This window comes from Saprospiraceae bacterium (assembly GCA_016716185.1).
Lineage (GTDB): Bacteria > Bacteroidota > Bacteroidia > Chitinophagales > Saprospiraceae > Vicinibacter.
The window spans coordinates 2,772,501-2,791,978 of record JADJWV010000002.1 but is presented as its reverse complement, the minus strand read 5'-3'; the positions used below and the strand labels follow the sequence as shown (position 1 = coordinate 2,791,978).

General features: G+C 36.9%; 12 protein-coding genes (1 of these 12 only partly in view). 6 read left to right on the top strand and 6 right to left on the bottom strand.

Features of this window, described 5'->3' with window-relative positions; translation table 11 throughout:
* Positions 1-109: 109 nt before the first annotated feature.
* On the bottom strand, positions 110-1,540 hold the full coding sequence (locus tag IPM34_12645; GenBank protein MBK8956383.1) for a T9SS type A sorting domain-containing protein: 1,431 nt from the start codon (positions 1,538-1,540) through the stop codon (positions 110-112).
* Between the two features lie 410 nt (positions 1,541-1,950).
* Between IPM34_12645 and IPM34_12640 the strand changes: the two genes are divergently transcribed.
* Positions 1,951-2,190, top strand: coding sequence for a hypothetical protein (locus IPM34_12640; GenBank protein ID MBK8956382.1), 240 nt, complete (start codon positions 1,951-1,953; stop codon positions 2,188-2,190).
* Entirely contained in the window at positions 2,171-2,518 is a 348-nt protein-coding gene (locus tag IPM34_12635) for a type II toxin-antitoxin system PemK/MazF family toxin (GenBank protein ID MBK8956381.1), read from the top strand. The genes IPM34_12640 and IPM34_12635 overlap by 20 nt, the downstream gene beginning before the upstream one ends.
* Before the next feature lie 766 nt (positions 2,519-3,284).
* Here the strand turns inward: IPM34_12635 and IPM34_12630 are convergent.
* Positions 3,285-4,043 carry a response regulator transcription factor gene (locus IPM34_12630; protein MBK8956380.1) on the bottom strand — a complete coding sequence of 253 codons (759 nt, stop codon included), beginning with the start codon at positions 4,041-4,043 and terminating at the stop codon, positions 3,285-3,287.
* Positions 4,037-7,087, bottom strand: a complete 3,051-nt coding sequence (locus tag IPM34_12625) for a histidine kinase (GenBank protein ID MBK8956379.1) — start codon at positions 7,085-7,087, stop codon at positions 4,037-4,039. Before IPM34_12625 ends, IPM34_12630 begins: the two co-directional genes overlap by 7 nt.
* A gap of 271 nt (positions 7,088-7,358) precedes the next feature.
* Between IPM34_12625 and IPM34_12620 the strand changes: the two genes are divergently transcribed.
* Both IPM34_12620 and IPM34_12615 read left to right on the top strand, forming a co-directional pair.
* A complete protein-coding gene (locus IPM34_12620; protein MBK8956378.1) occupies positions 7,359-7,817 on the top strand; it encodes a T9SS type A sorting domain-containing protein in 459 nt (152 codons plus the stop codon).
* Positions 7,818-7,821: 4 nt separating this feature from the next.
* A complete protein-coding gene (locus IPM34_12615; GenBank protein ID MBK8956377.1) occupies positions 7,822-10,377 on the top strand; it encodes a tail fiber domain-containing protein in 2,556 nt (851 codons plus the stop codon).
* Between the two features lie 260 nt (positions 10,378-10,637).
* Here the strand turns inward: IPM34_12615 and IPM34_12610 are convergent, their stop codons facing one another.
* The 3 genes from IPM34_12610 to IPM34_12600 all read right to left on the bottom strand — a co-directional run bounded on the left by IPM34_12610 (position 10,638) and on the right by IPM34_12600 (position 14,648).
* The gene (locus tag IPM34_12610; GenBank protein ID MBK8956376.1) at positions 10,638-13,907 is read right to left on the bottom strand and encodes a tetratricopeptide repeat protein; all 3,270 of its coding nucleotides are present in this window, start codon (positions 13,905-13,907) and stop codon (positions 10,638-10,640) included.
* 259 nt (positions 13,908-14,166) lie between these two features.
* Positions 14,167-14,475, bottom strand: a complete 309-nt coding sequence (gene tnpB, locus IPM34_12605) for an IS66 family insertion sequence element accessory protein TnpB (protein MBK8956375.1) — start codon at positions 14,473-14,475, stop codon at positions 14,167-14,169.
* Complete coding sequence (locus IPM34_12600) at positions 14,472-14,648, bottom strand: hypothetical protein (protein ID MBK8956374.1); 177 nt, start codon at positions 14,646-14,648, stop codon at positions 14,472-14,474. Before IPM34_12600 ends, tnpB begins: the two co-directional genes overlap by 4 nt.
* 426 nt (positions 14,649-15,074) lie before the next feature.
* Here IPM34_12600 and IPM34_12595 point away from each other — a divergent pair, with 426 nt between their 5' ends.
* Positions 15,075-16,466 carry a hypothetical protein gene (locus IPM34_12595; GenBank protein MBK8956373.1) on the top strand — a complete coding sequence of 464 codons (1,392 nt, stop codon included), beginning with the start codon at positions 15,075-15,077 and terminating at the stop codon, positions 16,464-16,466.
* A gap of 674 nt (positions 16,467-17,140) precedes the next feature.
* A protein-coding gene (locus tag IPM34_12590) for a gliding motility-associated C-terminal domain-containing protein (GenBank protein ID MBK8956372.1) crosses the window boundary here: on the top strand, positions 17,141-19,478 show its 5' portion. Its footprint extends 8 nt past the window's final position; the window shows 2,338 of its 2,346 coding nt (coding positions 1-2,338); the start codon lies at positions 17,141-17,143; the stop codon falls past the right edge of the window.

Sequence of the window (19,478 nt, the reverse complement as noted above, 5' to 3'; positions counted from 1 at the left end):
AGTCATTATCAGAAATATTCGGAAAAAGTTAGATGGGAAATTATTTCCATTGGTATTGCAGACATTCCCGTAGAAGGCATATTAAAATAGCAGGTTAGTAACCTTAGGTTTAGTATGGATTCATGATGTATATGGGTTTGGAAACTGATTCTCTATTGGTTTTTACAGAAATATAATATATACCCGCGGGAATTGTATTCAGAGGCAAGTTCCAATTCCTGTGCTCTTGTTTATCTAAATACATTGAATTCAGTTTTCTTCCATCTATGGAAAAGATCTGGATGTATGCGGGTGACTTGTAATTGCCTGGTACGTATTGCAGTTGAAGTGAGTTTTCAAATAGTTGAGACTTTATTTCTAATCCGGTGAACTGTTTTATTTCTTCATCCACAGAACCAAGACAACAAAACTCCAATCCCAAAGAGAGTCCGGCATTGAAATTTTCGAATTTTTTATGTCCTTTGTTATCTGAAATGGAGAAATCGCCCAGTACATAAGGTTCATCGACAATTCTAATAGGGTTTGTTGAAACCAGTTGTTCGATTTTCGTGGAATAATCTGCAGCTGTATCGAAACCAATTATCAATGGTTGAATCGTTAGGAATTTTATAGATGCAATGATGTTTAATTCTTTGTTTTTAGGCAATTCAACGCCTCCTGAGCCATTATTGAAGTCAGTTAAAGGGATCTTAAAGAATTCTTCAGTTTGATTGGAGTTATTCCAATGTTTATTTTCAAAAGATAAAAGCTCATACTTATCGTCTTTGTCTGTCCTTCCATTGCCATTCCAATCAGTCCAGAGAAAAACAGCTATGTCCATAAGGAGGTCGTCAAGGGTGCCTGTTGCCATGCCAACGTATCCAGTCAGATTGATTAATTTATCAAATGAATTTGCGGGGATCGTGAATGCAGTTGAAATTTGTTTTTCTATAGGAGTATGCAAAGTGCGGTGAAGATTTACCACAGGCCGATTATTGTTGAAATCCCATCTGGATTTAGAGAGATGAGCGGATGTTAAGCTGACATTGTTTGAGGAATTATTATTAATAGGATTAATATCATTGCCCAGCGTTATAATTTTATGTTGGAATGATAAGTTTCCCTCAATTGGTATCGAATATTTATCTAAGGAATCACACTGGTTTCCTATAAATAATAAACTGTCACCGGGTAATAATAAACCCAATGGATGTGATTGGAATTCAATTTTGTTCAAAGATCCGCCCGAACCAGATAGTTCGATGGTAAACTCCACCATTGCATTACTATCGGACACAGTCCCAAAATTCCGGACCTTCAATCCGGGAGTAAATGTTGAATATTCCGGGTGTCTTAAAAAACTGCCTGGAATTGTCCCTGCATGAAAATAAATTCCTGCATTTGGGCCATCAATCCCCAGGTCCAGTGTCATCGGTCGGAGCATCTGATCTGTAGCCAAATTTGCATTCTTCTGATTTATGGGATGAATTTCCTGACTACTTAAAAAACTTGGCAGGATGAGTCCGATTGCCAAAACAACAAACAGGTCATTTCGTTTCATTGGATTTGTGTCTATTATCAGGCAACGAATAGGAGAAGGTGTTTGTGATGAATAGCTCTATTTTTTCACTATGGCCTGGGTGATATGGACAACAAACCTGAAGGGGCAATATTACGATGAAGAGACTCATTTTTAGCAAAATTTATAAGGAGCAAACACTGTGTAGTGATATAGGAGTCGATGTCCATAATTTTTGTTCAAATTCTTAAATATTATAATAAATTAAATATATAATATAATGATAAATATATTAATGCAACGATTTTATTTTTCTTTTTTACAATTTAATCCTAAATATTTCTTTTTATAAAGGGTATTTTACGGTGATCATAATGAAATTTTAAAATATCCAAAGAGTATACTATATTTGTATAATATTAGTATATACTATTTAATTAAAAAACGAGCGAATGAAAACGATTTCTTTAAAAATTGATGATACCGTTTTTGTGGAGACCGATAAAATTCTGGATAAAATCAAAATTCCCAGAAACAGGTACATCAATTTAGCTTTAGCGTATTACAATAGCATCCAACGTAAATCTATTTTAGAAGAACAGCTATTAATAGATTCAAAGCTCGTCAGAAAAGAATCCATGAACGTATTAAATGATTTTGAACAAATTGAAGATGAGCGTTCAGCAATGTGAAATTTGGATCGCGGATCTTAGCCCTCAAATCGGAACGGAGCCTGGTAAAATTCGACCCGTCCTGATTGTTCAAACCAATTTACTCAACAAGACTTTACATCCTTCAACGCTGATTTGTCCGATCACAGCACAGGTTGAAAAGCGAGCGCTGATATTAAGAGTTCATTTAAAAAGAGGAATGGCCAATGTTCAGGAAGATTGCGATATTATGATCGATCAGATTAGGGCGATAGATAACAGAAGATTATTGAGAAAAGTGGGTGAATTGCCAACGAACCTTGCTGATCAAGTTAAAGCCAACATTCAAATTATTTTCGATATCAGTTAGACAATTGCTGGTTGAATTCAGGGAAAATTGGACACCATAAAAATAACCATGATTGAAATCAAATTCAAAAAGGATAAATAGAAGTGAATTTCTCTACCCATGGATTTTTTATAGGAATAGAGGATCAGCCCGATCAGCACTGATGGGGAGATCAGAACACCCAAATTATCTCTTATTTCCGAAATGTAGCAGATCAATATTTTGGGTATTGCCTGTGTGTATTTTATTGTATAGAGCAATACAATATGCCATACAAATGGCAGGGATTTGTTTTTAATACGTTTTTCTGAAAATTGTACAAGAAGAGAAATAGAAGCTAAGGCCTGTGCAATCGTTTTAGTTAGGAACCTAAGTAGTTATATTTTTCATTATAATAATATATAAATTTGACATGAGCTCAATAATGCATTGAATTTGTTTGATTTGTATTTTATTGTGCATTTTGTGTTGCCAAGTTATGGTTCTGGAGTCTAACGAATAAATGATTGGTATAAAAATAAATCCCGTCATGTGGCCCTTCAATGCCCGGATCTGATGTTGTAGAAAGTGGCATCTGATTTTGAGGTAAACCTGAGCGTTTCGGATTTGAACTGTGGTTTTCCTGGCTTTTTAAATAAGTAGTCAGGCTACGTCCAATAAATAATAAGCAAATCAGTACAGTTCGTTTTATTTGAAAACTCTTGTTCATCTGACAACGTCTGGAGTGGGGTGGATGTGATTGGTATTTAGTCGATGATTAAAGCAGGATGCAAAGGAGTAAGAACATTCAAATCCCTAACATCAATAATAAATCATCTTTTTTATTTTTACTCACGGGTAATTCCGATTGATCAGCCATAATTACGGTACCACCACTTCCTTTATGATATTTTTCAATATAATTGATATTGATGAGATATGATTGGTGAATACGGAAGAATTGCATATATGGGGATAACAAATCCTCGATGTATTTCATATGCTTTGAAAGCATTATTTTCCTTCCGTCGGCCAAGTTGAAGATGGTATAGTTGTTGTCTGCAGCAATGTAAAGAATTTGATTATGTTTCACCATTTCAACTCCTTCGGAAGTTGGCAAGGCAATTTTCTTTTCCACAGTCACGTTACCGACCATTTCATTCAACATTTTTTTCAAGCCGTGCATGGTAGTATTGGCCATCATTCTTGATTTAATTTTAGCAATGGCAGTGCTTAAATCATCTCCACTTACCGGTTTGAGCAGATAATCCAATGCATTTACTTTTATAGCATCCAGGGCGAATTGATCATAAGCTGTAGTGAAAATGGTTTGGAAAGAATCAGTATCGAGATGTTTAAGCATTTCAAAACCATTCATGTATGGCATTTCAATATCTAAAAATACCAGATCTGGTTGATTTTTTCTAATAGACAGAATGCCTTCTTTCCCGCTGTTGCAAATATCTATAATTCTTACTTCCGGGCAGTTTAGGTCCAATTCATATTGCAACATTTCACAACAAAATTTTTCGTCGTCGATGATGATGGCATTTATTCCAGTTACCATTTTTTATGGATTGAAATGATCACTTTGGTCCCATTGGGAACGTTTTTACTATCGTAAAGATCAATGACTTTTTCTTCATAAGCAAGATCTGATGTTATTTCGCTGTAGGTCATCCGGCTTTTGGTTATGGTCATACCCCATGATTTATTTTTATCAGCAGTTTTACTCTTAACTTCAGCAGCCCTTTGCCTTCCGATCCCATTATCTGTAATGGTGCATTCAATTCCATTCGGTATTGATACCAGGGCAATTTCAAGTCTTGGTAGTCCATCGGTCTTATGCATGAGCCCATGCCAGATCGCATTTTCTATGTAAGGCTGGAAAAGCAGGGGTGGTACCATAGTTTTTTCGGTGTCAATATTTTGATCTATACTGATGTTATAATCAAATCCATGATCGAATCGCAGATTTTCAATATGGATATATAATTGGACAGCTGACATTTCATCTTTGAGGGAAATTAATTTCTGATTTGAATTGTTTAGGATCATTCGTATCAATTTGGAAAAACTTGTTAGATAATCTGCTGCTTTATCCGGATCCTTTTTTACAACATAATATTTAATTGCATTGAGTGAATTAAACAGGAAATGTGGATTCATTTGCGAACGAAGCGCTTTCATCTCAACTTCCGCAATTTTTTTATGAAAATCAGCGTCCTTAGCTGCTTCTTTTTTTATTCTTAGAATCCGGCTTCTATTCCATGTATATATAGCAAAGCCAATGACTAAGACGATCAAGCACAAAAACCAAAGCTGTTTCCAAAATGGGGTGGAGACCACAATTTCATTAAAATTAATGATACCCGGTGCATTTTTACTCCGGAGGGAAAAAATAAAATTACCTCCTCCGATATTTGTATAACCAGCATAATTGCGAAGCCCTGCAGCTACCCAATCATCGTCAACTCCTGCAAGTTTATATTCAAACTCATGTGCATCTTCACTAAAATAATTTTGAATCCCAAACTCCACCGAAAAGAAATTTTGTGAATATGAAAGTAGAATCTTGTTAACTTCATTTATATTTTGTTCGATGGGTTGGTCAAATACACGAAAATTTTCAATGTATATTTTTCCACTTTCCGGCGCCTCATTTTCAAGATCAGATTCATCCCACAGAATCAGTCCTGCATCAGTTGCCAATAATAATTTTGAACTGTCCATACGTTGCATATCATATACTTTAATAAAACCGCTATGAAGGTCATATTTAAGTATGCTGGAATCTTTCAGCTTTAACCTCATGAGGCCAGATTCACCGAATGCAAAAACAGATTCTGCGAAATGATCGTAACGGAGTTTTCGATATGTATGTGATGTAACTTTATTATTGTCATTAAGAGAAGAGACTATTATGTTGTCATTTTCTTTCTTTAATGAATACCAGGCCCCAACATCAGAAATAGTAATCATTTGGTCTTCACCAAAGGCACAAAGCGGTTGTGCACTGAATCTTACCAGATCTGAGTTCTGTTTTAAAATCGGATCGAGATTTATAAAGCGTTCGTTTTTGTCCATGCAAAATATTCCCCAACCGCTTCCCCACAGATTTCCCTTTTGGTCTTTTGATAGAAAGCCTATGGAATAATGTACTTTAATGGAGTGAGGATTCTGTGGTTCATTTCTGAACCACCTGGTTTGTTGGCTGCGCGAATCCATTACAAGGATCCCACCGTTTTGTGTAGCTATGTAATAAATTTCATCATCAGACTCCTTTGTCTCAATGTCCCAAAAATAGTTGGATTCAATAATAACTTGTTTCCAGTTGTTAGTTTTGAGTGACTTTATTGTTTTATGATACGGATCTAACCTGAATATATCGTAATAACTTAACAGGATAGTCCTTCCCTGTTGATCTTTTATAATTTTAATTATTTTATCGTCCTTGCGGGACAAAGGTATTTTTAAAGTGGTGACTGCATTTAATTCATGATCCAGCACCAGGTAATTTTGCCTGGAAGTAATTGCGTGAATTTGATTCCCAATAACTTCTAAAAAGCGAATTTCTTTGTTTACTTTGGTCTGACCCTTCAAGAAAGCTTTCGGTTGGATTTTTATTAAGCCTTCGCCCCAACTTGCCATCCAGATTAATCCATTTGAGGATTTGAATAATCTTTGTCCATATTTAAAATGTTGTAGATTTTCAATGTAATTAAATTTCTTGTCTAATGAATTAAAGAGGGCTAACCCATTCTGGGTTTGCATGATAATATTTTTTGAGTCACCCAGATCAGCTAAAGTAGACACTGCAAAGATTTTTTCATTGGCCGGTTTAAATTTAAATAGCGTGTCGCGCGAAGAGTTGACCATAATTACTCCATCACTCCAGGAACCCGAATAAATATTGTTATTTAAAGAAATTGAATGTCTTCCCGAAAATGCCAATTGATCTTTTTTATTAAATGTGTAACTGCAAAATTTACGGGAGGCATCCAGCCTTAGTAAGCCACAAAGAGTTGGAATCCAATATATATTTGAACTGTCGGAGTCCGGGAAAAAACTGTTGCTAAAGTATAATTGGAATCTGTTTTCAGCGGCCAATTCACTTTCATCCGTGAATGTAGGGATAAAGTTAAATTTTGAAGAATCGGGTTGAAAAGAACACAAACCTACCCCCTGAATACCTAACCAGTAATTTTTGTTCTTGTCCTGGAACATCAGGGAAACTTCATTTCCGAAACTAGTTTCTATAACGTAATGTTTGATCAGCTTTTTGTTGCGGGTGTTGATCAGGAAAAGACTGTTGTAATAATTGCTGACCCATAAGTTTCCGTTAGCTTCTGCCATTAATACACGAAATATTTTATTAGTCAGACCAAATACACCATCGTTTGCTTTATAATTTACAAATCTGTTTCCGTCAAATCTGGCTATACCATCTTCGGTGCCCAACCAAAGGAAGCCATCGTGATCCTCTAAAACTGAAGAAACAAAGTTGTTGATCAGCCCATCCTCTTTTGTATAAACCTTATAGGGTAGCATTTGCCCCGACCCAAGCTGGGAAAACAGGGAGTATAATAATATTAACCAGTGTGCTTTCAAGCTGACAAATATAAATATACGCGGCCATCAAAATGCGCTGTAATGAGCGCCGGATCATATTCAGTGAGAATTTGGCCAAAACGAGCTTATTTCAGAAGTTGTATGAACTCCTTGAAGTAGTATATATGAATGAGTTCTTTATGACTTATGCAGATTTTGGATGACTGCCTTTTTAGAAGCGGTTTGATCAATTCCTCATTCATTTCTGCCAAATTCTAATTCGAATTTTATGGAATCTTCATAACCGCAATCTTTGTGAAAATTTTAATAAATGAAAATAATCTATTTGAGCTTGATCATCTTTTTTACGAATAAACAATGTCTTTCCTCCCAAAGTATTTCATCCTATGTATTGGGAAATGCGGCCGATAATAATTTACATGCTTTTACGCTTGGTGAACTGGCAGTTGAACAGATAGGTGCCACGCCTGTCGTTCAACAAGGATTTCATAATCAGTATATAATCATCACTTCGGTATACTCGGAAGGGAAGTTTAATATTCAAATATATCCTAATCCAGCTATGAACTCCATTATTTTGGAATGTAAAGATTGTAACGAGGCGATGCAAATCAGTTTTACAGATATGCTGGGAAATCGGGTTTTATCCGGAAGCATTACCTCTGGAAATAGACAGATTGATGTTTCAGAATTTACACCAGGGGTGTACATCATTGCGATTAATTCCAATCAGAAATTAATATATTCAAGTAAACTCACTAAAATTTAATAAAATGCGGTACATTAATTTTATTTTATTTCTATTAATCACTGTTTCAACAAGCAGTGCGCAAGCGCCATACTCATTTAATTACCAGGGGGTGGCAAGAGATCTCAACAACAACATTATTGCCAACAAGACGATCGGTTTGCAATTTGAACTATTCAGTGGGGGGAATCCCGGCAATGTTGTGTTCAGGGAAACGCACCAAGTTCAAACTTCTTCAACAGGAGTTTTTAATTTGCGTATCGGAGAAGGCAACCAATCTTTGGGAAGCCTCACAACACTCGATTGGAGCAAACAAAAATATTCGTTGTTGGTTGGAATGGATGTTCTTGGAGGTAGTCAATATGTTCAGGTTGGCAGTAGTCCTTTGGTTTCAGTACCTTTTGCACTGCATGCAACAACCGTTGAGAACAATGATGATGCAGATGCGGATCCTGCCAATGAAATGCAGTTTTTGGTATTTGATACGACCAGCAAAGTATTGAGTATTTCAGGTATGAATTCAGTCGATCTGAGTGTTTTAAAAGGAAACGGCACTTTGGGAAGCGATGACCAACTTTTGCAACTCAACGGTTCCATTTTAAGTATTGAAGATGGCAATATGGTCGATTTGAAACCTTTGGCTTCGCCATGGACGAAGGAAGTCAATAATGGATTAAGCTATTTGGCAGGAACGGTGTTTACAGAATCACAAACCGTCGGCACATCCTTGCATGTTGGACATAATCAGCCATCCAGAGTAAATATTACTCCATCCGGAATTCTTGCTGATAATGTCAATGGAAACGGTACATTTTCTGAGCTGTTTTCAAATCGGTTAAAATTCAATGCTTCAGGTTCAAATGTGCTTTCTCAACTGAGCCTGGATAGTCTTCACATCGCTAAGCCCAATTCCGGTTACTTTACAACGATCAGTGATTTTAGCCATGTATTAAAAAGTCAGACTGCAGAACACCACATGTTTTCCAACGGAAGTTACATGACGGAAAATCAAAAAAACATACTCATTTCTCCGGAGCGATTGCATTTAAATGACCCTTCAAATTTGAGTACTTCATTGCATAACGGCATCCTGTATTTCGCTGATGGAGAAGAGCAAAATCTGAATAAATCAAGTTTATTATCCATTGACAGCCTTCAACTATTTTCAAAAGGCGTGGGTTTGTTATTTGACAGCAAAGCTACTTTGAAGGATTACCAACTCGAAATAGAATTTGGTCCAAACAGTTCTAAGAATAATGCGTTTGGTATGGAGAGTACCGATGGATACAGAAAAATGGAATTTGGCCCTCAGGGATTGTATCAGAAAGAAGACGTTGGTTTACCTCAGGCTATTGAAAGGTTGGCAATCAATGGAAATGCATTGCAAATGCACAATCAGGTAAATTTTCAAACCGTCTATCTCGGTCAGAGTGATTTACCTGCTAAATCCGGCACCTTGCAGCTATTTGACCAGGGATTTCCTTATGTAAATTTTCACCAGGATGAACTGAGGTCGGGATATTTTGAATTGAATTATGGAGACGAACACAGAATCTTTTGTGGCGGATTTAAGGACTATGGAATTATCAACACTTATGGAGAAAACTCACTCAATACATATATAGGCACCCCGGTTCATCATAGCAATGTTGATTATGGGGGTATTGGAGTATTGGATGATTTAAGTTTACCATGTGCCGGAATGGAAGTAAATGAATTGGGATATGGCGAAATGTTTGTTGACGGTGAATATCAGGTACGGTGGAGTACAGGAGAACTGGTAAGCTATTCAAGCCAGTTTGGTTACTTTATTGTGAATCCTTTGAATGGCAATCCGATAAGTTTCATCGGAAGGGACTTATTTAATGATAAAACGGGTATTATCGAAACCTACGGACAAAATGAAAACGTTAATGTGAAAATTGGCCCTAATTGGGAGACTGGAAACGAAAATACCGGGGCAGTAACTGTATTTGACCATTCCGGCAATGCACAGGCAGGAATGTTAGTGAATAATGCAGGATGGGGTGTATTGTACAGCGACAAAATATTGGCAGGTGATGTTAATGCTCCGCAGGCAAATTCATTTCCACTTTATATATCACAACCAGGATCATTTGGCATTGGGATCAACCGTGCAGGTCAAACGGAGAGTTGGGAAATTTACCACAGCCAAAATGGCGATTTAAATCTGTACTACAACGGAAGTAATCTTGGCAAATTTGATCACACTTCTGGGGCTTATACTCAATTAAGCGATATGCGCGAAAAAGAGAATGTAAAGTCTCTGAATACAGTACTTCCATCAATAATGAACCTGGAACCTGTATCCTATAATTATATACACGATGAATCCAGAGAGAAGGAAAACATAGGACTTTTGGCACAGCAGGTGTATAAAATTTTTCCGCAGGCTGTTAGTAAATCAATGAATGACAAAACAGGTGAAGATATTTATATGTTGGATTATAGTGCTTTAAGCGTTCTTGCGATTAAAGCTATTCAGGAACAGGAAAACAGAATTCAGACACTTGAACAAAAAGTGGATCAATTGTTGAAAATGATTGAGAAAAGTAAATAATGGAATTTGATTCCTTTTTTAACAACTGCGGATTTAATAAGGAGCCTCAAAATTGGTCTTAAATTAATCTTCATGTAAATCGTCAGCGAACCGACCCCATCAGTACTGATGGGGCAAGCGAGCTCCGCCGAGTTTGATTTTTTGGCTAACGTGAAGTCTATTCTATCAAAACAAATCCTGCCCGAATCCAGCATGAGTGTGTGTGTGAGTGTGTGTGTGTGTGTGAGTGTGTGTGTGTGAGTGTGTGTGTGAGTGTGTGATTATTCAATTAATACAAATCCTGCCCACTGATATGGATCGAATCCTAAATCCCGCAATTCCTTTTGGGCTGCATGAAAAGCATCCGGAATGCTCATCTTCTTTTCGCCGGTTGGCGAACTTTCGGCTTCGAGCCATTTTTTATAGAATGTAATCATCAGCATCGAAGTTTGTTTATCGGGCACCTGCCATAAACTCATGATCAGGTATTTTGCACCTGCAATTTTAAATGCACGTTGTAATCCATACACCCCTTCATTTCCTTGTATGTTGCCGAGGCCTGTTTCACATGCAGAGAGGACTACTAATTCAGTATTTGATAAATTCATCTGGCTGATTTCGTAGGCAGTAAGGATTCCATCCTCTTTGCTATCGGGCAATTCTTTACCCATCCAGCCGGTATTTCCACCGGAGAGTATTAATCCTGAACGTAGCATGGGTTGCTTAGCCTGTCTCAGTAGGTCTTCTTTCGAAAATCGTTCTGAAAAGTTTTCTTTTTGGTCTTCAAAAAAATAACCATGAGTGGCTAAATGAATAATTTGGGGAGATTTTTCCTTTACACCGATATTCTTAAAAGATTCTTCGGTTGCTTGATGGGCTTTATATACATCCATTTTATAACCAGCCTTTGACAAAATGGATTGGATTGAATTAATCTCCTGCTCCGTTCCCGGTAAATAATTCCAATGTAGCCCTCTTGATTTTACATCAGACTGGTGGAATGAAAGGGTTTGTTTCAACTCACTTCCCTTTATTTCCTTAACCGCCTGCATTGTAGTGTCCGAATCATAGTATATCCCCCCATACACAGTGGCAGTCCTGGTGGTAAAATCCTGATAATCGTTAATCACCAGCTGACGAGTGCTCAGAAGATTTACCAATTTCATTCTATCTGCCCAAGATTCCGTTGAGCTGATTGGAATGGCATCCAAATTAATTTGATGTAATAATCCCGATAAGGAATAATACACTTTTTGAACATTTTCTAAATGACTTTCCAAAGGTTTATAAATCAATTCGGTAAGACTACTTTGTTTAAGACCGATTGGGTTTACACCCCTTTGTGTCAAGGAATAGAGTTCATTTACATATTCCAGTCTCCTTACATTTTTACTCCTCAGTATGCTATCCAATGATTTCTCTTCAAATAGCGGAATAAAAACGGGTGTTTTCAATTCAGGTTTTACAAGTATTGCAGCATATTGGGTATGATCCTTAGTATCTTGATCGTCATATGGAAAATTAATAAACTCAATGGCAGCTTCATTTTTTTGTAAGATCCCCTGAATCTGATTCCAATGTATAGCTTGCTTCATTTTGGTATATCCATCTATTTCTTTCGCAAGTTGTTTTTCTGCAGTGTTTGCCTTTTCTTCCAGTTCGTTTATGCGACTTCGTTCTGCTATCGGTTTGGTGTATTCCCTTGCAAGCTGGAGCCGAAACATTTTGTATTGTTGGTAGTTCTGAGAAGACTTCCCTAGATGATTTGCCAAGGTATTCAAGCGCAATGCAGAAGTCATGATAAATCCTTTATGAAATAGCATTTGGTCGTAAACAAGGGCAGATAAATTTTCTGTTTGTTGCATCTTACTCCATCTATGATAGAGGTATGCGGATAATTCATCCAATTTCTCTTGATAGATCATGGAATAATAACCGAGTTCCTGTTCCGATAAAAATGAAGTAGATTGAGATAGAGAGGTTTGCTTTAGTGCAAAATACGCTTCCAGAAGTTTGGAAGATTCTGAATATTTTTTCTGGTATTCATACAATTTTGCAAGGAGATTCAGAGACTCAAGATATTCCGGACTTTGCTTTCCGAATAATTTCTCCCGCATATTTACGGCTTTAATCGCAAACGATTCGGCTTTTTCAACTTCTCTGATCATAAAATAAAACGCACCCAGGTTGTTAATACTCCCGGTATATGATGGGTGTTCCTCACCCAAAATTCTGGCTTTAATCTCCATGGATTCGATTAGTAAGGGTTCAGCCACATCGAATTGCCCCATGTCTGCATACAATCCGCCCAAATTATTCACGATACCGGCATAATCTTGATGTTCAGATCCCAACAATTTTTTGCGAATGGCTTTTACTTCAAGAAATAAGAGCTCCGCCTTTTTGTAGTTTAGTATCGTCCAGTACAATACTCCCAGATTATTTAAGGTATTTACATAGCTTATGTTTTCTTTACCTAAGGCTTTTTCTAGGATGGTAATGGCTTGCAGGTAATAGGCCTCCGCTTTTTCGAAATTTCCAAGATCTTTGTAACATACCGCCAAATCAGTCAGCACTCCAGCTGTTTTTGCATGCATACTGCCATATAATTTTTCATGTAAATCCAGAGACTGTTGGAGATATATTTCGGCCTCTTCCATTTTGCCCATCAATAAATAGATTCCACCTAAAGTTTGTACACTCCTGGCATATTCAGGATGATTAACACCGACAACTTCCTTGTTAATTTCCACAGATTCAATCGCATAAAGTTTGGCCTTCTCGAAATCTCCCATCTGTTTATACAAATTGGATAGGTTTTTTAATGTAAATGCATAAGCCGGATGATTTTTCCCGTATAAATTTTGTTTTATTTTCAAAGATTCAAAAAAATAGGCCTCCGCTTTTTCATGCCTTCCCATTTTGGAATACAAATCACCAAGGTTATTGAGATAATTGGCATATTCCGGATGTTCCTTGCCATGGGTTTTTTGGATAATGTCTTTTGCTTCCAGATAATATGATTCTGCATCGGCAGGTTTACCCATTTTTAAATAAAGTATAGCCAGGTTGTTTAAGCTGGAGGCATAGTGCTGATGATTTTTACCTATCGTTCGTTCACGAATGTCTTTTGCCTCTAAGTTTAAATCTATTGCCTTTGAGTAATCCCCAAGTTCCTGATAGATATATGCAAGATTATTTAAACTCGTTGCATAGTCAGGATGTTCCTTCCCCAATATTCTTTCCCTGATTGCTTTGGACTCCAGATACCATTTCTCTGCATCCTGAAAATTTCCTTTAAAATCAAATACACGACCATGATTGAAGCACACACTTCCGTACTCTGCAGATTCCGCACCAAAAGTTGCAAGACAAATCTTCTCTGCATTCAATATAACTTCCAGTGCGCTGTCAAATTTACTCTGCCCTGTTAAACTTCGTGACACATTGATTAGACTATCCAGTTCAGAGGAAACTTTTGTGGTGTCGAAACTTTGTGCATTGATAAACAACGGAAAATAAATTATCCAACATAGGTTCAACTTTATCATGGATGATCATTTTTTGGCAAAACAGGGTAAACATATATTGACAAGATAGCATCAAAATATCTAATACAAAAGAAGAATTCCAAGGAATTCCCAATCGAGTGAAGGAAGATTTTTAGCGATTGTGTTCGTCCAGTCGAATTTATATATTCCATTCACACATACAAGATCTGATTTATTGCGGAGCATTCAAAACATTTTCTCGAATTTATTTTTCCACATTTCAAATTGAAAAACGCATCCTGTATCGCAGACTTTTCAACTAAATTCCATCCATTATGCACATTAAATGTGTATAACTTACCAAATATTTTTGATCAACTATCTCCGTATTTAATTTTTCAAATGTCCCTTTACTCAATCGCTTGCTAAGCAGCACAAGACTTCCCCGATCATACACCATCATCCTGATTTGATTGCGTCGTCGATTGTAAAATAAATACACATCACCCGACAAAGGATTGCTACTCATGATTTGCTGTATCAATCCATACAATCCATCATAACTCTTACGCATGTCCGTTATCCCATTGTAAAAAAAGTAACGTCGGCTTTCTGTGAATGGAATCACTGCGCAAGATTGATCAATTCCAATAAAGCTTTGTTGCCGGGATAGGTTCTTAAATTCAGCACAACTCCATTTGGATATTCCAAACGGATGCCAGAATCATTGGAATGAGATGCACTCAACTGTATAACACCGGAGCTCTGCTTCTCAATATACTCATCGGAATACTTCTTCATCCATTAATAATATTGATGGAGAGCAAGGCCATTGCTTGCCATAAATTCTTTCTCCGATTGTCCACTAAGATCCAATGATGATTGCACCGCTTTAAATTCCTGCTTTGTCATGGTAATAATTTTTCGCAAAGCTAGTCTGTACAATCACGCCAGGCAAGATGTACTTCGTTGGACGGATACATTACAAGGAAATATATAACTAAACAATTAGCAAAGCTTTTAAAAAATATTTTATTGATTATGTGATTTTTCCAAATTTGGGATTAAATTTGTATTAGAATTGTTCGTATAGACCAAAAAACTGATTAGCGCAGGCTGATTTTTTAACCCTTTAAACATTTTTATATGAACACGAAATTTAATTTCGAATTTTGTAGGGGGGGGCAAATAAAATTTGCTACCTATCTAATCACATTTATAATTTTTATGGCCGGATCCTCGGTTAATTCCCAGACAGATATTGACTTTGTCGGGGAAAGCCTGTTCAGAGCCAATGGATTTGGGGTCACCAACCATAAGTTTGATGTCTGCCTGTTGATCACTAACCAGTCTTCCGAATGGGTATGTTATGACAGTCCATACATTACCGGGAGTTGTTCTAACGAAATATACGAAGGAAGTTGGGATGATATCGGTAACTACACATATGCTTTGCGGGTATATCCATGGTCCGTTTGTGATCATGAAGACTATGTGAATGGAGTTGGGACAGCAGATCTAATTGATATCGGTTACCATATCAGAGATTCTATTTTAATCACCGATCCCTACATGATGGTATCTGCTGATGCTACCGGTGATAAACAAATTGATACCTATGATATCATTTCCATCCGCGATGTCATCCTCGGCAATACCACCGGATTTATGGATGGAAGCAATCCGGGACGCACAAGCTGGGAATGGTGGAATCGCGAAGAATTGGAAGATCTGGGTGCTACATGGGAAGCAAATCCTTGGAATTACACCATCAATGAAAACTGGCCAGGTGGGATAATCTTTGGAGGACTATCAAAATCTGATCTGGAAGATGAAAATAATCATCCGGATTGGTTTGATTATAGAACCACAAAAGTTGGCGATATTCGAAGTCATGGTACTCCTGCTTCTACAAATAGCTGGGTATGTGGTAGCTATTCATTGAAGAATCCAAAAATGGACACACGGCAGTCTCTCTTTGAATTATTTGAATTAATACCATCCAGACGAATTGATGCCGGGGATGAATTAGAGCTTTCATTCAGTATACTTTCATCTGAAAGTCTTTTAGGCTTTCAAATACCTTTTTATCTCGATAAAAACATTGAAGTAATATCTTTTCAAAACAACCCTGATTTTTCAATATTCTGGAATCATGCTGAAAAATTAAATTTCTTCATGGCCTTATGGTATACTTTAGATGGTAAAATAAAAAAGACAGATCATGAAAATGCCATATTTAAGATTAGATTAAGAGCTTTAAAGGACATTGATAATCTGAGGGATTATTTATCGCAACAGGTGACTCAAAATATAGAACTTATCGAGCCGGAAGGTATTCTCACCCATGCTGAAATCCGGGCTACTTTGCTGAATTATTTTCCGGTTCAGTTTCAGGCTATCTATAAAAATACTACCGGGGTATTGCAATTGTTTAGTGAAGGTAGCCAAACCATTGATATTGAACGATTCACTTTGGCCGGGCAGTTGATTTTTAAAGACAGAGTATATATTGATAAAGGGATTAGTGAAATAAAACTGAAGGACAATCATACAGGCTTATTAAGCTTTATCAAGGTATCTAATGGAAAAACCAGCAAAGTCATTAAGACATTTTAATTATTAATTCTATGATCAGGGCCGGTAAAAGCCGGCCCTGTTTCAATGCTAAAGAAATGAGAGCAATTTCCACCGTTATATATTTTTTTTCCTTCCTGCAATTGGTGTCATCTCAGGAATTTATTCAATCCTTTAAGTGGAGAACGGAATTTTTTAAGATAGATACTTCTTGCAGTGTGCAATTGATTGATTGCCGGCCTAAAAATTATCCTGACTTGTTTGCCTTTCACCCTGATGGTAGATTTATTGGGGCCTATATCTATCCAGGGAATGGAAGAGATTCAATCAGTTTTTATGAATTTAATTTTAGTTCATGCTCTCTCGGACATCGTGTAGGTTTTTATCAAGAACCTGGTGATAGGTTTCTACATTTTTATTATATTGATTATCTAGGAAGATATTATATATCAGGATACAATCCTTCTAAAGGTAAAAATTTTTTATATCGACTTTCTGGAGACAATTTATCAAATAGAGAAATACTGATAGAATTTCCAAGAAATAACACCTCTAAGATTACAGATTTGACATTTAATAAAAATGAAGTATATTTTATGGGTTATGGAAGTTCAAATCATATAAATAGATGCGACACAAATTTTAATATATTAGATCAATATCCTGCAAACAATGTTATTCATAATTTTTCAACGATTCCCATAAATTGTGATTCAATGCTTACCCTATGCTCCGGGTATAATATTCAGCTCAATGAAATCGGCAGTGTTGTCAAAGATACTTTTTTGTTTTTCTATTATGATTTGAAAAATAACATAACATTAGATACTTTATGTACACAAAAACTCGTCACCGGAGTATCCAATCTCAGTTCTCCTTTGGAGTTTTTATCTAGCGATCCGGAATGTGATTTATTGATCGACCTGGACCGGAACAATAGCAGTGGACTGTATCCATACAATTATCAATATCAAGATGTTCGGTGTGCTCAATGGAATTTTGAGATCTGCGATGAAGATACCTATATCCACACTTCATTTAGCTTAGACAGCATAGAGTTTGAACTAGAAGGGATACAGGATGTGGGTTATGAGATTTTGGATGGCAGTGGATTGAGTGGAGGATATCAATTGATCCAGCGTGGAAACAGTTCCTATGTATTATTGCCAGGATTAAATAGATCTGATACCTCTTTTGTACATGCCTTGCGGACTGTAAGGTATGCTCACAATGGTCTTAAACCGACATCCGGTCAAAGAGCAATCCGGATCAAAGGATACAATGCAGTCAAGAACGGAGTAGATGTGTATAGTTATTTTACTGTGAGTTCTCGTCCAAATGCAGGACTTGATACCAGTATAGTTTTGTGTGCAGCCTATCAGTGGGATCAGTTTAGTTCATTGCTCCAAGGATCTGAATTGGGAGGGACATGGATACCTTCATTGCAGTCGGGAACAAATGCATTTGATTCTCAAAACGATGTGTTTACAGAATATCAATACATCGTATCGGATGAATATTGCGGAGTCGATACAGCAAATATTCACATCACCCGTGGACAAAAACCATCCATAGATCTTGGTGTGGATCAGGAGATTTGTGGTGGAGACAGTATAAAATTAACAGTACCTATTCTGTCAATGCAAAAAATACTCTGGAGTGATGGGGACACCAACAGTATAAAAACAATTTATCAAATTGGAAGTTATTGGGTGGAATTGATTTCTAAAGATGGATGCAAGAATAGAGATAGCATCGAAATCAAGAAATCAAATCAGTTTGAGAGCATAAAACAAATTCAGGAAATTTGTGAGAATAAATCTTATACTTATAAAGCAAAAATCTATTATCCTGGTCAAAAGATCATAGATACAATAAGTGCAACCATTGGCTGTGACACTTTATTTGAAATAGAGATCATAGGAATTCCATTGCATGAAAAACAAACACTGTTGGAAGTATGCAGAGGAGATAGCCTGCAGTATAAGGGTATGACCTATCATAGTGGTGATAGCAGTACGCGATTGATACTGGGTTTGGGAGGTTCTTGTGATACTACAGAAGTCATCCTTGTCAAAGAATTGGCAAAACCTCAAATCCAAATAGCAGGCGATAGTATTTTGTGTTTTGGCTCAAGCTTAAAATTAAAAGTTCTTGGGAGTGGATCAATATTATGGTCGACAGGAGAACAAAATCAGGAGATCGAAATAAATACAGCAGGGCAATATCAAGTTCAACTCACCGATGTAAAGGGTTGCCGAAATGAAGCATACATCAACATCATACCAGGCATTATTATGGAATATAAATTATTGAGCCAAGATCCACTATGTATAGGAGAATCATCTGGTCAAATAGAAGTCAAGACGATTGGAACAAAACCCGGATTGAATTATTGGTCTATCGATGGACAACGACAAAGCATGATGTCCGCAAGCGGACTTTCATCAGGTCAATATGGTGTAAAACTGATCGATGCAAATGGATGTGAATACGAAGAGTGGATCGTATTGAAAGAGCCACAAGAATTGGAATTGGGGCTTCCGATCGAGATCGAAATAATTAAAGGAAAAACAAGGATCTTAAAGATGAAGTCAGTGGATCCGCATCATATCGTCCAATATAAAATTATTCCTCAGAGTGGTATAAGGATATTGAGTGACAGCACAATTATACTGACTGGAATTGAGGATGTAGTATATGAGATTATCGCAATTGATGAAAATGGTTGTGAGCACTATACTACATTAAAAGTGATTGTAAAAGAGACCGAAAAAGTCTTTGTAGCGAATGCATTCAGCCCCAATGGCGACCAAATCAACGACTGGATCTATCCTCAAAGTGAGGAAATCCAACACATCGATTTGTTTGCAGTATATGATCGCTGGGGCAATCAAGTTTTGGAACAAAAAAACATCACAAGCAATCAGGCTACCCAAGGCTGGAACGGTATGTATGGATCATTGCAAGCACAACCGGGAGTGTATATTTATTTGATACAGTACACTTCAATTGGAGGAGAAACAATTATAAAGAAGGGTGAATTCAGTTTGA